The following is a 13,995-nucleotide window of genomic DNA, read 5'->3' on the forward strand; positions in this document are numbered from 1 at the left end:
ACAGCTTCATCGTCCTGCGGAGTGGACTCGGTGATCGCACCGAAACCTGCATTTTTCCAGCAGCGGCAAAGAATGCTGCTGACGCGGCTACCGCCCAAACCGCCGCACCACCAACACGCCCGCGCCGCCCACCGTCAAAGCGCCTGCCAACATAATCCCAATCGCCACACGATAACTCTGTTGCTGTGCAGGGTTCGTTTGCGACACGGTATCGCGGCACTGGCTACAACCTTGCGCGGACGCAATCTGCGCGGCCCCGGCGAACACAATCGCAATCAGGACGCGACGCACTTACTGACCATAGACCAGTAAGGCAAACAGGAAAATCCAGAACACGCCCATGCTATGCCAGTACCACGCGGAGCAGTCCACCAAAATCTGCCGCGACTCCAGCGACCGCACCGCACGCATCCCGATCAGCGCTGCCGCCAGAAACCCAATGCCCAGCAATAAGTGAACGCCGTGCACACCCGTGATCAGGTAAAAAAAGTGTGTCGACGGGTTGTCCCGAAAGGTCGCACGCTGCAGCCTCAACTGGCTCCAGGCGGCCAATTGCCCCCACAAAAACAGGCCGCCCAGCAGCGCGGACACGCCCAGCCACGGCAGCACACGCCGGCGCGTTGGCGTACCCAGGCCAAGCCACTCTTCCATCAGGTCCGATTCGCGGAACATTGCGCGGCGCGCCAACTCTACCGACACCGACGACAGCAGCAACACCGCCGTGTTGATCCACAAAATCGATGGAATCTGAATAGGCAGCCAGCTGTTGACCCACTGGTAGTTGGCGTTCACGTGACCGGAATGTTTGGTCACAAAAAACGCGCTCACAATGGATACAAAAAACAGCGCATCGCCGCCCAGCGCAAAAAAAATGCCAAGCCGGTATCGCTGCAGCCGCTCGCGGGGTCCGCGCCGGCCTTGCGGCTGGTTGCTCCAGTTATCGTTATCGCCACCGCCGCCGGTGTGCTTTTCGTCAATCGGCGGTCTGCGTCCGCCTCCGGAGTCGCCCTCGTCGTAACGGCGCGTCGGGCGCTGCTCCACCTCACCGGGATGAAGGATCGCTGGCATAGTGACTAAGCCGATACTACTCCGCGACCGGCTCTGCGGCCCACTGCGGCAGAAATGGCGCGTCCGATTCATCCACAAAACCCGGATTGGACCGGTTATCGGCAGCATCGATGGGCAGCCCGTACTCGCACGGCCCTCGATAACAAACCGCTTCATCCGCGACAGGAGCCCACTCCATCGTTGTCGCCAGCCATGGATTCGCCCCGGCCCGCTCCCCACCTCGCCAGCTCTTCCAGACGTTCCAGATCCACAGCATCTGTCCCGCCGCCAGCAGCAGCGCGCTCGTCGTAATGTGTCGCTCCAGCGGCAGCGTGGACCGGACCAGCGCCCCCGCGACTCCGCGGATGCCGTCCAGTTGCGCATAGTGCCGCGGCTCGCCTGCCAGCCCGGTCAACAGCATCGGCAGGAAGGTGTTGTACGCAAATAACAGCGTCCACCAGAAGTGCCATTTCCCAAGCCGCTCGTTGAGCATGCGGCCCGTCACCAGAGGAAACCAATACGCCACGCCCGCGAAGATGCCGAACAACGCCGCCATCGCCATGATCAGGTGAAAGTGGCCGACAACAAAAAACGTGTTGTGCAAATACGAATCCAGCGCCGGCTGCGCCAGGATCGGCCCGGTCACGCCGCCAGTCACAAAGATCGACACCAACCCGAGCGCCCAAAGCATTGGCGTCCGCATCTGCGGTCGCGATCGCCACAGGATGATCAGCCAGTTCAGCACCTTTGCCGTTGAGGGCAGGGCAATGGCCATCGTCGAAACCTCGAACGCTGTCCCCGCAAATGGGTTCAGCCCGGCGACAAACATGTGATGACCCCACACCAGCAATCCCAACCCGCCGATCAGCCACGTGGTCCCGATCATCAGCCGGTAACCGATGATGCGCCGCCGCGTGAAGTTGCCGAGCAGCATCGTTGTCAGTCCCAGGCCGGGCAGGATCGCGATGTACACCTCCGGGTGCCCGAAAAACCAGAACAGGTGCAGCCACAGCAGCGGTGAACCATCCCCGTGCCGCTGTTGCACCATGCCGCTCACCCATTCCACGGACGGCACAAAGAAGGCAGTCCCAAGATGGCGATCGCAGAACAGCATGATCAACGCCGCCAGTAAGACGCTGAACGCCAGCACCGTCAGAAGTGACGTAATCAGCCAACTCCACGCGGTCATCGGCATGCGTTCATAGGTCATGCCCTCACACCGGCAGCGAATCACCGTCACAATCGTGTTCACCGCACTCAGCGTCGATCCAACGCAGAAGATCATGAGTGAAAGCAACCACAGGTCCAGTCCAAGCGCCTGCCCCGGTCCGGCATCCGGCAGCACACTTAGCGGCGGGTACGCCGACCATCCGCCGATTGGTGCTCCGCCTGGCACGAAGAACGCCGCAAGCAGCACGGCCAGAGCCAACGCCGTGATGCCAAGACCGAGCTTGTTCACCAGCGGCAAAGCTACTGTCCGGCTGCCAAGTTGCTCTGGCAGTACCAGATTTGCGAAACCGCTCATAGGCGCGACCGTCAACACAAAAAAGACCATCAGCGTACCATGCATGGTCACCCAGGCCAGATAGTCCTCGGGTTTCGCCACCCCTAGCAAGGGGAGCGCCAGCGTAGGCAGCACGCGGTGTACGCGCATCAATAGCGAAAGCGCCGCGCCAAGAGCCACAGCAATCAGCGAGATCGCAAGGTAGCCAAGACCGATGCGCTGATGCTCGCGCCAGTGAGGCGTCAGAACCCCGCTGGAGGAACCCACGTCCGCAGAGCGTTTATCTGCGGCTCGCTGCTGCATGGAACGTTTCACGGCCGCTGCTCCCGCGCCCACGCGTCGTACTCCGCGGCAGGCAAGACGCGCACCACGGCCTGCATGCGGTAGTGGCCCAGCCCGCAGACCTGCGTGCACAGCACCGAGTACTCTCCCGGCACAGTTGGCGTGAAATGAATGTGGAACACCTGGCCGGGTAGCGCATTCTGTTTCACCCGCAAAGCCGGAATGTTGAAGCCGTGGATTACATCCAGAGCGCGCAGGCGCAGGTCCACCTCACGGCCCTCCGGCAGCATCAGCGCACCGCGAACAAAATCGTCGTGGCCGCGATCATCCGCCGGGTCAATGCCCGCCGGATTGCCTTCGCCCGGAGCGACGAACTTCAAATCAGTCGCCCCAAAAGCCGCGTCCTTGCCGGGATAGCGGAAATACCAGGCGAACTGCATGCCGATGGCCTCCACCTGCATCGCGGCTGGATCGGCGCCGCTGTAGCGCATCGCCGCCCACAACCGCTCAGAGTGCCACGCCAGCCCGAAAAAGAGCACGGCAAAGCCGGTAAGGGGAAGATATTCAAGCCGCCATCGCTTATGCGCCAGCGGCTGTGGCGTCCGGCGTAGCAGAACGCTCACCAGCAGAATGGCTTGCGCTAACACACAGAGCGATGCAAACACCGTCAGGTTTAGCGCCATCTGCTGGTCCAGGGCCACACCGTGTAGCGCGGCATTGGCGGGCATGTGCCAGTGCGGCGTCTGTGTCATGGCCGTTGGCTCGTCTGCTTCGCGCTGCGCGCAAAAATTGGCGTCACACTGAATCTTGTCACGGTTACTACATCTCCCGCCGGTGCTCCATGGCGCGGCTCATCGTGACCTCGTCGGCGTACTCAATGTCACTGCCTGCGGGAACGCCGGTGGCAATGCGCGTGATCCGCAGCGGGTGTTCGGCCGATTGCACACGGTGCAACTCGCCGGCCAGCCAGTGCGAGGTGGCCTCGCCCTCCACGGTTGGCGAAAGTGCAAGGATTGCCTCATCCATCTGGTCTAAGCGGCTGAATAGATTGGAAGTACGCAACTGCTCCGGTCCGATGCCGTTCAGCGGCGAAAGCGTGCCGTGCAGCACGTGATACACGCCGTTGTACCCACGCGTCTTTTCAATGGCGGCGATGTTGGTCGGTTCTTCGACAATGCAAACTGTGCGCTGCGAACGCGTCGGCGACGCGCAATAGATGCATGGATCGACGTCGGTCACGTTGTTGCACACCGAGCAGAGGCGAAGCTGCGCCTTGAGGGCGCGGATCGCATTTGAAAGCGCTTCGGCGTCGGACTCGGGCGAACGCAGAATGTGAAACGCCAGCCGTTGCGCGGATTTGGCACCGACGCCGGGCAGCTTGCGCAGCTCCTCAATCAGGCGCGCCATGGGTTGGGCAAAGCGTTCCACTCTTTCCAGCTTACTGCGGCGTTGCTGTGGCGTTCCGCTTACCGGCTGAGGAGCCCACCGTAGGCATCAGGCCCAGGCCGGGCTTGAGCTTCGAGGCGTCGGTGCCGGTGGGCGACCAGGTGCTCACGATCGCCTGCGCGAGTTTGGCGACGGTAACTTCGCCCTCGTTGTCGACCGTCCAGGTTTGATCGTCGTTGTCGTAGGTGTAAATCGCCAGCACGATCGGACCTGACTTGCCGGCTACGATCGCGACATCGGAGCGGGTTGCGTTCAGCGATCCGGTCTTGCTGGCGATTGCCGAGCCTTGCTCGATGGAGTCGACAACGTCGAGGTAGCGCGGCACAGTGTCGCGGTAGAACTGGTTGCGCAACATATCAAGACCGATGGCGCAGGTGGCGTTGGCTTTTGCGGGGTCAACCGGCGGCGTGTTGGGCAGGTCGAGCTGGCAGCGGCCGAGCCGTTCCATCAGCTTGGCGATTTGTCGCGGCGTGGTCTTGCCAAGGCCGAACTTCGGCTGGTCGTCCGGCATCGGGCCGGTAGCAGGCTTCATCACCTTTTTGTAGAGCCAGGTCTGTTCCAGGCCGAGCGCCAGCATGTCGGCGTCGACTTCGGCAGTCGGGAAACGGTCGATCATCAGGTTCGTCGCGGTGTTGTCGCTCACGATGACCATCATGGTCGCGACGTCCTTCAGCGTGAGCGTGACGGGTGTGTCCAGGAAGTGCAGGACGCCGGAGCCGGCGACGGATTCTCCGGGTTTGAGGGTGATCTTATCGGACCAGTTCGCTTTGCCGAGCGCGACCTGGCGTTCGGCTTCCCAGAGCAGGGCGAGCTTGATGGTGCTTGCGGTCTGGACGGGTTTGTCGGCGTCCATTGCAGCGGTTTTGTAGGTGTTGAGTTGAACAGCGTAGAGCGCGACTTTGCCGTGGTGGGCGACGGCGATGTCCGCCAGGCGCTCCGGCAAATCGCCGATCTCGGTCGCCGCGTCGGCTGGACTGGGATAGTGCACGGCCTTCGTTTGTGCCGCAGCTTTTGCTTGCAGCGCCGCATCGGTCGTAAGCGCCGGCTTGACTTGCGCTTGCGTTGTCGAGCAAGCGACGGCGGCAAGCAGAGCGCCTGCGAGGCGGTTGGCTTGGAGGCGGCGCGTCATCCGAGCAGGTTATTCAGGTCGAGGCCGCCGAGCATGTCCTGACTTGCGGACTGCATGAGTTGATCGGCTTTGCGGCCGGCTTCGTTGATGGCTGCGGTGATGAGGTCTTCCAGCATTTCGATGTCGGAGCCGCTGGCGGCAAGCGCCGTCGGCTCAATTTTCAGGCGCAGAAGTTCTTTGCGGCCGTTGACGCGTGCGGTGACCAGACCGCCGCCGGAGGAGGCTTCAGCGACAGTTTCGCTCATCCGCTGCTCCATCGAGGACTGCATCTGCTGAGCCTGGCCGAGCATTTCCTGAAGTTTTGCCATGTCCATGGGTGTACCCCTCCCCCCCTCTGGGGCTAAGTTCTTGTCCAAGAAGAACTTGGCTGTAAGTTCTTCTTTCTGCTGGGCTTGTGCTTTGGTTGGTGAGCCGGTGGTTTCTTCCCTGTATTCAGGGTAACGGATTTGAAGGGAACTGCATGCCAGTTGTAAGTTGCTCGTGAGAGGCGGGTTATCTTGCGAGGGGGCTTGACATGGTTTTTGCCGCAACTAGATCTGTCGACCCCAGCCTTCGCGCAAAAGGCGCGCGAAGAGTGGGGCACGTGGACTGATCGGCAATGCGAAATGCAGGTTTCTCCGCTACGCAAGCGCAAAGAGCGCGCGTGCTCCGGTCGAAATGACATTGTGGGGATCACGGGAGGCGCTTGCCATTGCGCAAGCCTCTTCGTCACTCCTGCGACAGATCGGCGTTAATCCTTGCGAAGATCGAAGATGTTGGTGATTTCGGCGTTAAAGAGGCGTTGGGCGGCTTGCACGGTGGGATGTTCGAGAGCCTTGGCCTGGGCGGAGCCGGTGCGGGGCTTCTTGGGGGCTTTGGGCTTGTCGGCGACGCTGGCGGGCAGGAAGCTGAGTTTGAGGCCGGCGCCGCCTCTGCTGGCGATTGCGCCGCGGATGATGGCCTGCGTGTCCGCCCGGAAGATGGTGTTCATGAGCGGTTTGGAGAGCGAGGTCTGGATGCGGAGCTCGCCGCTGGCGATGGTCCAGGAGGTTTCTTCAAGCTGCTCGGCCGCGGAGTTCTGGCTGCCTGCGGCGAAAAGGGCTTCGACGGCGGCGGTCTGGAGCGCCGAGGCGTCGCTGGAGGGTTCGGGGGTGGGCTGGGCTTCAGGGTCCGGGGAGGGTGGTGGTTCGGTGGTGTCGTAATCGGACGCGGTGAGGGCGTCGAGTTCATAGGCGTCGATGGGTGGGAGGTGCGGGTCGATGCCGGTGGTTGGGTCGGGTTGGGTGTGGGGGCCGGGTTGGGCGAGTGCGGGAACGTTGGACGGCTCGGGACTGGCAGGTGCCGACATTCCCGCGGAAGCCCCGTCCGTTCTTGGGATTTGCATGGCCGGACTGAAGCCTTGCTCCGCCGCAAGCGCAGTCGCGCGGGGCGCGATGGGCGTTTGGCGCGAAGGTGCAGGTTCCTCCACTGCGGACGCACGGTGAAGCTGTGCGTCCTCCGGTCGGAATGACATGGTCTTGGGTGGCTCGGGGTGTTGTGGCGTGACCGGGTGTTGTGGCGCGACCGGGTGTTGTGGCGCGACCGGGTGTTGTGGCGCGACCGGGTGTTGTGGCGCGGCTTCGCGTGGAGATGCAGGTTTCTCCACTGCGGACGCACGGTGAAGCTGTGCGTCCTCCGGTCGGAATGACATGGTCTTGGGTGGCTCGGGGTGTTGTGGCGTGACCGGGTGTTGTGGCGCGACCGGGTGTTGTGGCGCGGCTTCGCGTGGAGATGCAGGTTTCTCCACTGCGGACGCACGGTGAAGCTGTGCGTCCTCCGGTCGAAATGACAGTGTTGAAGCGGGCTTGGAAGAGGCTGCGATGCGTCGCTGAGCGTCGGGGCGGGGGAGCTGGGAGAGGAAGTGCTCCATGGGAAGCAGGCGCTGTAGGTGGACGAGTTTCAGCAGGCCGAGTTCGAGGTGGAAGCGCTGTTCCTGGCGGAAGCCGAGGTCGTCGAAGGTGCGCAGCATGACCTGCATGAACCGTGTGAGCTCTTCTTCGGTGAAGAGCATGGCGGTGCGGGCGGCGCGGCGGCGCTCGTCCGGCGAGATCTGAAGCAGTTCGGTGTCGGGTGAGTCGGGGGTGAGGTTCGCGATTTTGGCGACGACGCAGTTACGCAAATAGCGAACGAACTGGCGCGCGACCTGGGCGGGGGAGTTGCCGGCATCGAGCAGGCGATTGGCGGTGGTGAGGACGCCGGCGGCCTGGTTGGCGGAGACGTGTTCGAGAATTTCCTCGAACACGGTGTTGGGCACGGAGCCCATGAGGTCGCGAATCTCGGCGGCGGAGAGTTGCGGCTTGGCGACGCCCGACTCCGTTGGAACGACCGGGGCCGAGGCGATGGCCTGGTCCATGATGGAGAGCGCGTCGCGCATGGAGCCGTCGCCGGCTTCGGCGAGCAGGTCGAGTGCGGCATCGTCGGCAAGGACGTTTTCGTCGATCGCGATTTTGCGAAGCTGCGCGAGGATGTCGTCGAGCTTGACGGCGTGGAAGCTGAAGTGCTGGCAGCGCGAGCGGATGGTTTGCGGGATGTTTTCGGGCTCGGTGGTCGCCATCATGAAGACGATGTGCTCGGGCGGTTCTTCGAGGGTCTTCAGGAGTGCGTTGAAGGCGGCGTCGGTGATCTGGTGCGCTTCGTCAAGGATGTAGATTTTGTATTTGTCGCGGGCGGGGCGGTAACGGGCAGCGTCGCGGAGTTCGCGGATTTCGTCGATGCCGCGGTTGGTGGCGGCATCGATCTCAATGACGTCGACGGCGTTGCCCTGACGGATTTCGCGGCAACTGTCGCACTGCAGGCAGGGCTCGGGCGTTGGGCGGAGTTCGGAGCCGATGCTGTTCTGGCAGTTAAGAGCCGAGGCGAGGATGCGGGCGATGGTGGTTTTGCCGATGCCGCGATGGCCGGAGAAGATATAGCCGTGGGCGACACGGCCCTGTTCGAGAGCGTTCTGCAGGGTGCGGGTGACGTGGTCCTGGCCGGCGACGTCGCTGAAGCGGAGAGGACGATACTTGCGGGCTAGGACCTGGTACGGCACAGGTCTAGTTTAGCGCCGGGTCCAGGTGAGCCGGGTCGAAGCGGAACAGTGCCAGTGGATGCACAAGCGACCATTGAAGTACGTGGGAGGGAAGCCGGTAGCTGTTTCTTGCGCTACCGGCTTCTCTCAATCGCGATTAGACCGTGGAGCTTCTACGGGTGACCAACCGCAGAAGAAGGGTAAGCAGAACCGCGCCGATGACGGCGACAAGAATTGTGTACAAGAGGCCGCCCTGATCGGCGAAGCCCGCTGCACGCATGATGAAGCCACCAGCGACAGCACCCACGATGCCGACGACGATGTCCATGATCGCACCGTACCCGGTGCCCTGCATCAGCTTGCCCGTGATGAAGCCAGCAATCAACCCGACCAGAATCCACCAAAGAATAAACATAGTTTCTCTCCTGCGCTACTTGTTGTGGGGCATGGACATGCGATAGCAAGCCCCACGCCGCAAGGGTGAAAGATGAAGCCGAGGTCCGTGTCTGCTGCACGATGTACACGCGCAGAGCCGTCGCGGCGCACGCTGGATGCACATGTGTACATGGACAGAACTCAACTTGAAAGGGGGAAGATCCTCAAGGGATACCGTTGCGCTTCATGGGTTAGGGGTGGCGTTTTCGGATCGATACCTGCAACGCTCCGCCTTGTCTGAAGTGTAGGATGCTGAACATTTCTCAATGGAGGGTCCGAGGCAGAAATTATTGCGTCTAAAGTTTCAGAGATGTAGCGCGAGCGACTCCCAGAGATGCGCTCTGCACAAATTAACTCTCTGTTTTTTCCGCAGCGCCCCGACCCGACGTGGAGGTTCCTGCATAGTTCAGGCGAGGAGCCACACCCCCATGTCCGAGACGAACCGGCTTTTGCAGTCCTTGACCGCCAAGGAGCGGAAGGAAGTTCTGAGCCACGCCACGCTGGTGGATCTGAAGCAGAAGGATGTGATCTCGGAGAGCAGCAATCGGCCGCAGCACGCGTATTTCATGCTGTCTGCGCTCGCATCCGAGGTGGTTGAGTTGAACGATGGCGAGGTGGTGGAGGTAGGCCTGGTCGGCTTCGAGGGTGTCACCGGCAGCTTTCACCTGCTGGGCAGCTCGCCATCGGTGTCGCAGTGCCTGATCCAGATTGCCGGTTCTGCTTACCGGATTCCGTTCCGTGATCTGGACAAGCTGTTCAACGATTCGCACGGGGTACGTGCGGCGATCCTGCAGTATGTTCAGCACCAGATGGCTCACCTGGGGCAGACGGCGGCCTGCAACCGGATGCATGACGCAGGCCCGAGGTTTGCGCGGTGGTTGCTGACCGTACAGGACCGTTCCGCACGGGATGAGTTCCTGCTGACGCAGCAGTTCCTGGCGCACATTCTGGGAACGGGACGAACCACGATCAATGTGCTGGCGCGGCACTTCGAGCGGGAGTCGCTGATCGGCCATAACCGGGGGAGGATCAAGATTCTGGACCGGGAAGGGTTAGAGGCTGCGGCGTGTGCTTGTTATGAGGCGACGCGCGGGCATTTGACAGATTTGTACGCGTAGGGGCTTCGCTTACAAGCTCGGCGTCTGCACTTCGTGTCATCCTTCGAGTGCGTGCTGATGGTAGGAGAAGATCATCCAAGGGTTCACCCGTGGGTGACGTACTTGGGCTTTGCTGGTGGCACGGGCGGCAGCTTCTCGTCGAGTGCGTGCCTGGCATCCGGGCACAGTGCTGTCGGTCTGCTCATGGTGGTCTTCAGGATGCGTGCCGCGTAAGTAATGAAAGGACCCGTGCTGGCGGGTGAAGGCGGCGAGACCACGGTGTAGATCGGGTTGTAGTAGGCGATGCCGCCATGCTCGGTGGCGATGATCCAGCGACCGTTTGCTTGCCAGGCGAAGGCAAAGCGGTTGAAGTGAGCGCCGTGCATGACGACATCGGTGGGGTCGAAGGGCTGATTGCTGTCGACGATGTCGGGTGTCTTTGCGAGGAGGGCGGACCTGACGTCGTATGACAGATCTTGCAGAGAATGAAATACCTGCGTGTGTGAAGGTGCGGGGCAGGTGGGCGGCGGATTCTGCGCGCTCGCGGGCACGATGACAGAGGCGAGGAGGATGGGCAAGCACCTCATGCTTTGGCACACGCGGCGGGCTTGCGTAGAGTAAGCGGCAAGCCGAGTTTTTTGCGGCGTTTGACTTCGGCGGGGGAGAACATGGTGCCGCGGCAGTTGGGGGCGCCGCAGAAGCAGGGCTGGTCGTCCTGGTCGGAGTCGTGGAGGTGGTACTCGTAGGTGAGCTCTTCGCCGGGGGCGATGTTGCGGAGGGCGAGGATGTAGATGCGCTCGTCGATCTCTTCGGTCTGGCAGTTGGGCGAGCAGCAGTGATTGATGAACATGGCTGCGCCGAAGCCGTCGATGACCTCGCCCGCGTCGCCGACAGAGAAGAGATAGGTGATGTCGCGGTCGGCGTAACGCTCGTCTGCGGCGGATTTAGAGAGGTGCGGGCCGTCGTACTCGAGGATGCGGGCGCCTTTGCGGATGGGCGTGAGGGTGTAGCAACCGGCACCGTGAACGGCGGAGGAGCGGATGAGCAGATCGGGGCGCTGCGTCAGGGGCGGCATGGTGGCGAGTATGTCAGCAAGTGCGCGGGGCAGCAAGTCTGCTTGAAGGGAGCGGGGGCGAAATGCCAGGTGTGAGTGCGTTTTTGCGATGCTTGCCGTGTTTGCTTGTGCTTGCGTCTAATAAGGCGGACCGGGTGCGGGTGCGGAGGTAGGGATGCGGGGCGCAGTTTGGGTTCTGACGGCGGGATTGCTGGGCGCGGGTGTGGTGGCGCAGGCGCAGCTGCCGCCGCCCACCATTCTGAAGGAAGACTGCAGCACGTTGAGGGGCAAGGCGAAGACGCACTGCGAGAAGCGGAACGCCGCGGGCGATGTCTCTGCGGTTGCGGCGAAGCCGGATAGCAGCGACATGCCGACGGGCGCTGACGCGGATGTGCCGGGCGAGCCGCCGACGCCGCGTCCGGCTGGGGCGAAGGCTGCCGCGAAGCCCAACACGAGCGATATGCCGACGGGCAAGGATGCGGACCCGCCGGCGTCGTCCATGGGGCCGCTGCGGCCGGATGGGACGCCGGATACGGAAGGGCCGCCGCGGCCGCCTGCTTCGTCGTCTTCAAGTTCGTCGTCCGGTTCGCCTTTGTCGGGGTCGTCATCATCTGGTTCCTCATCGTCGTCCTCAGCGGACGATGATGACGTGGCACCGACCACGTCTGGAAGTGACACGCCAGTGAAGGCGGCGACGCTAAAGGATCTGGGCAGCCATGCCGATTCCAGTGCGGCGCGCGTGAAGCTGGAGCAGAACCGCGTGGCGGATGACGTAAAGGTGGGGCGTTTTTATCTACGGGACGGGAACCTGAGTGGCGCGGAGGCGCGATTCAAGGACGCGATTGAGCATGATCCGAACGACCCGGAGGCGCGCTTTGCGATGGCGGAGCTCCTGCTGAAGCAGAAGCGGAACGGCGAGGCGGCTGCGCAACTGCAGCAGTATCTGACTTTGGCGCCGGATGACGAACATACGAAAGATGCCAGGAGGATGCTGGCAAAGTTGGGTAAGTAGAAGCGAGTTTGCCCGCGCTGATGTTGCTTGATCAGCGTTTCGCGTTGCGGCTAGTCACGGACCAGGAGTTCGTCGTCGTAGTCGGACGAGAAGTCTGCTTCGTTTGCGTGTGAATCTGGCGTGACCGGCTTGGAAGCGTTGGTGATGTGGTGTTGGGCTTCGTGCATGGTTTCTTCCAGCAGGAGGTAGCGGCGGATGTAGCGGAGCGGCTCATCGGCTGCGGCCATTTCGCGCAGGTGGTAGAGCCAGACATCTTCGCGGTTGGACTGGCGGGTGTGAGCGCGGCGCTGGACGGACTTAACCGCGCCGTCCGGCCCGATGCGCTGATAGGCGAGCGCGGGCTGGATGAAGCGGATGCGTTCGCCTTCGCGGAAGAAGGTGCGGGCGAAGCTGTGGGAGAACAGAAGCATGTGCGCGCGGCTGCCCTGGGCGAGCCAGTCCACGGCGTCAGAGAACGTGGTCCATGGGCGCGCGGTGTAGAGGCGATACCACCTGCGAAACTCAAAGCCGCTTTCGCGTGCCTGGCCAATCAGGTGCTGCAACAGTTCGGTACGTGTCATGTGCCTGCCGTGAGCCGGTCAACGTCGCCGTGTCGCTCGCGGCCGACTCTGGGGTAGTCCTTCGCATACATACTTACCACGATGGAACGACGCGTGCACGGGGCTGTGTGCCGGGCGCAACAAGAGAAGGCGTCCTAACGTCATAGCTTCAGCAGGCTGAGGAGACAGGGTGAGACGAGGCAGGTCCGGTGTGTGGAAGTGTTTGCTTGCGCTGAGCACATTGTGCTGGTTCACCGGCGCGTGGGCGCAGCACACCTATCCGCTGAATCTGGACCCGGCGGTGCGGGACGGCCTGCAGCATTTTTACGACCTGGATTACGACGGCGCGGCGGAACGGTTTGAGGCGGTGCTGCGGGCGCACCCGCAGGACCCGATGGCGAACGCGTATGTGCTGATGGTGGTGGAGTTTCGCGAGCTGTACCGGCAGGACCTGCTGGACACCACGTACTATGCGCGCGAGAATTTCTTGTCGAGCGGACGCAAGGTGACGATTGACCCGGCGGTGCGGCAGCGCATTGAGGATTTGACCAATGGCGCCGTGGGTCTGGCGGACGCACGGATCAAAGCAAATGGGCAGGACAAGGACGCGTACTTTGCACGGGGGTATGCGAAGGGGCTGCACGCGGCGTTTACCACGCTGGCGGACCACAGCTTCGCGGGTGCGGCGCGGCAAGGCTTGAGCAGCCGCAATGACAGCGAGCAGGTGCTGAAGCTGGACCCGGAGTATGTGGACGCCAAGATGGCCGTGGGCATTCAGCAGTTTGCGGTGGCCAGCCTGCCGCGCATGGTGCGCATGCTGGTCGGGATTGCGGGAATTGGCGGGAATAAGGAGCAGGGCCTTGTTCTGTTGCGCGACTGTGCCGAGCATGGGAACGCGACCAAGGTGCAGTCGCAGACCGCGTTGAGCCTGTTTTTGCGGCACGATCGCCGCTACGCGGAAGCGTTCGACGTGGCACACCGGCTGGCGCAGGAGTACCCACGCGACTACCTGTTCCGGCTGGAAGAGGCAAATCTGATGAAGGATGCGGGACACGGCCCGGAGGCGATCGCGATTTATCAGAAGGTGCTTGCGGATGCGCAACGGCCCGGATATTTCGTGGAGACGCGGCTGCAGCTTGCCTTGTTTGGCCTGGCGGATACGCAACGGGGACAGGGCGACGTGAACGACGCGGCCCAGAACTACGCAAAAGCGGCACAGCAGCCGAACTGCAGCGACTGGATGCGCCGGAGGGCGGCGTTGAATGCGGGGGAGATGCTGGACCTGTTGCACCAGCGGGATGCGGCGATGCAGCAGTATCAGCTTGCGAGCGCGGCGGGTGGAGACCAGTCGCAGACGGGCGAGGCGAGCAAGTATATGCGGTCGCCCTATAACGGGCATTGATGGGAGTGCAGGGAACAGGG

General features: G+C 62.5%; 15 protein-coding genes. 3 read left to right on the plus strand and 12 right to left on the minus strand.

The features are described from left to right. Positions 1–87 precede the first annotated feature (87 nt). From ACOFKT_RS07365 to ACOFKT_RS07405, 9 genes are all read right to left on the minus strand, one after another. Positions 88–291 carry a copper resistance protein CopC gene (locus ACOFKT_RS07365; RefSeq protein WP_419806754.1) on the minus strand — a complete coding sequence of 68 codons (204 nt, stop codon included), beginning with the start codon at positions 289–291 and terminating at the stop codon, positions 88–90. Then, on the minus strand, positions 292–1,068 hold the full coding sequence (locus tag ACOFKT_RS07370) for a cytochrome c oxidase subunit 3 (protein ID WP_419806755.1): 777 nt from the start codon (positions 1,066–1,068) through the stop codon (positions 292–294). A 16-nt stretch (positions 1,069–1,084) separates the two neighbouring features. Continuing rightward, on the minus strand, positions 1,085–2,866 hold the full coding sequence (locus ACOFKT_RS07375; protein WP_419806756.1) for a cytochrome c oxidase subunit I: 1,782 nt from the start codon (positions 2,864–2,866) through the stop codon (positions 1,085–1,087). After that, the gene (locus tag ACOFKT_RS07380; RefSeq protein ID WP_419806757.1) at positions 2,863–3,585 is read right to left on the minus strand and encodes a cytochrome c oxidase subunit II; all 723 of its coding nucleotides are present in this window, start codon (positions 3,583–3,585) and stop codon (positions 2,863–2,865) included. The genes ACOFKT_RS07375 and ACOFKT_RS07380 overlap by 4 nt, the downstream gene beginning before the upstream one ends. A 67-nt stretch (positions 3,586–3,652) precedes the next feature. Beyond that, a complete protein-coding gene (gene recR / locus ACOFKT_RS07385; protein ID WP_419806758.1) occupies positions 3,653–4,240 on the minus strand; it encodes a recombination mediator RecR in 588 nt (195 codons plus the stop codon). A gap of 31 nt (positions 4,241–4,271) precedes the next feature. Continuing rightward, positions 4,272–5,408: a serine hydrolase gene (locus ACOFKT_RS07390; RefSeq protein ID WP_419806759.1), complete on the minus strand. Its 1,137-nt coding sequence runs from the start codon at positions 5,406–5,408 to the stop codon at positions 4,272–4,274. After that, positions 5,405–5,722: a YbaB/EbfC family nucleoid-associated protein gene (locus ACOFKT_RS07395; protein ID WP_419806760.1), complete on the minus strand. Its 318-nt coding sequence runs from the start codon at positions 5,720–5,722 to the stop codon at positions 5,405–5,407. The genes ACOFKT_RS07390 and ACOFKT_RS07395 overlap by 4 nt, the downstream gene beginning before the upstream one ends. Before the next feature lie 416 nt (positions 5,723–6,138). Further along, complete coding sequence (dnaX, locus tag ACOFKT_RS07400) at positions 6,139–8,457, minus strand: DNA polymerase III subunit gamma/tau (RefSeq protein WP_419806761.1); 2,319 nt, start codon at positions 8,455–8,457, stop codon at positions 6,139–6,141. 136 nt (positions 8,458–8,593) lie between these two features. Beyond that, complete coding sequence (locus ACOFKT_RS07405; protein WP_419806762.1) at positions 8,594–8,851, minus strand: GlsB/YeaQ/YmgE family stress response membrane protein; 258 nt, start codon at positions 8,849–8,851, stop codon at positions 8,594–8,596. A 448-nt stretch (positions 8,852–9,299) separates the two neighbouring features. On the opposite strand from ACOFKT_RS07405, the gene ACOFKT_RS07410 reads away from it, so the two are divergent. Beyond that, positions 9,300–9,989, plus strand: a complete 690-nt coding sequence (locus ACOFKT_RS07410) for a Crp/Fnr family transcriptional regulator (RefSeq protein ID WP_419806763.1) — start codon at positions 9,300–9,302, stop codon at positions 9,987–9,989. Positions 9,990–10,072: 83 nt separating this feature from the next. Here ACOFKT_RS07410 and ACOFKT_RS07415 read toward each other — a convergent pair whose 3' ends face one another. Beyond that, positions 10,073–10,546 (minus strand): hypothetical protein, encoded by a 474-nt coding sequence (locus ACOFKT_RS07415; protein WP_419806764.1) that lies wholly within the window; start codon positions 10,544–10,546, stop codon positions 10,073–10,075. Between the two features lie 5 nt (positions 10,547–10,551). Then, complete coding sequence (locus ACOFKT_RS07420) at positions 10,552–11,043, minus strand: SET domain-containing protein (protein ID WP_419806765.1); 492 nt, start codon at positions 11,041–11,043, stop codon at positions 10,552–10,554. 154 nt (positions 11,044–11,197) lie between these two features. On the opposite strand from ACOFKT_RS07420, the gene ACOFKT_RS07425 reads away from it, so the two are divergent. Then, on the plus strand, positions 11,198–12,034 hold the full coding sequence (locus ACOFKT_RS07425; protein WP_419806766.1) for a tetratricopeptide repeat protein: 837 nt from the start codon (positions 11,198–11,200) through the stop codon (positions 12,032–12,034). A gap of 50 nt (positions 12,035–12,084) precedes the next feature. Here the strand turns inward: ACOFKT_RS07425 and ACOFKT_RS07430 are convergent, their stop codons facing one another. After that, the gene (locus ACOFKT_RS07430; protein ID WP_419806767.1) at positions 12,085–12,594 is read right to left on the minus strand and encodes a hypothetical protein; all 510 of its coding nucleotides are present in this window, start codon (positions 12,592–12,594) and stop codon (positions 12,085–12,087) included. A 169-nt stretch (positions 12,595–12,763) separates the two neighbouring features. Between ACOFKT_RS07430 and ACOFKT_RS07435 the strand changes: the two genes are divergently transcribed. Continuing rightward, positions 12,764–13,975, plus strand: a complete 1,212-nt coding sequence (locus ACOFKT_RS07435) for a tetratricopeptide repeat protein (protein WP_419806768.1) — start codon at positions 12,764–12,766, stop codon at positions 13,973–13,975. Positions 13,976–13,995 lie beyond the last annotated feature (20 nt).

The sequence above is a fragment of the Terriglobus sp. genome (assembly GCF_965201105.1).
In the GTDB taxonomy this organism is placed as follows: Bacteria; Acidobacteriota; Terriglobia; order Terriglobales; family Acidobacteriaceae; genus Terriglobus.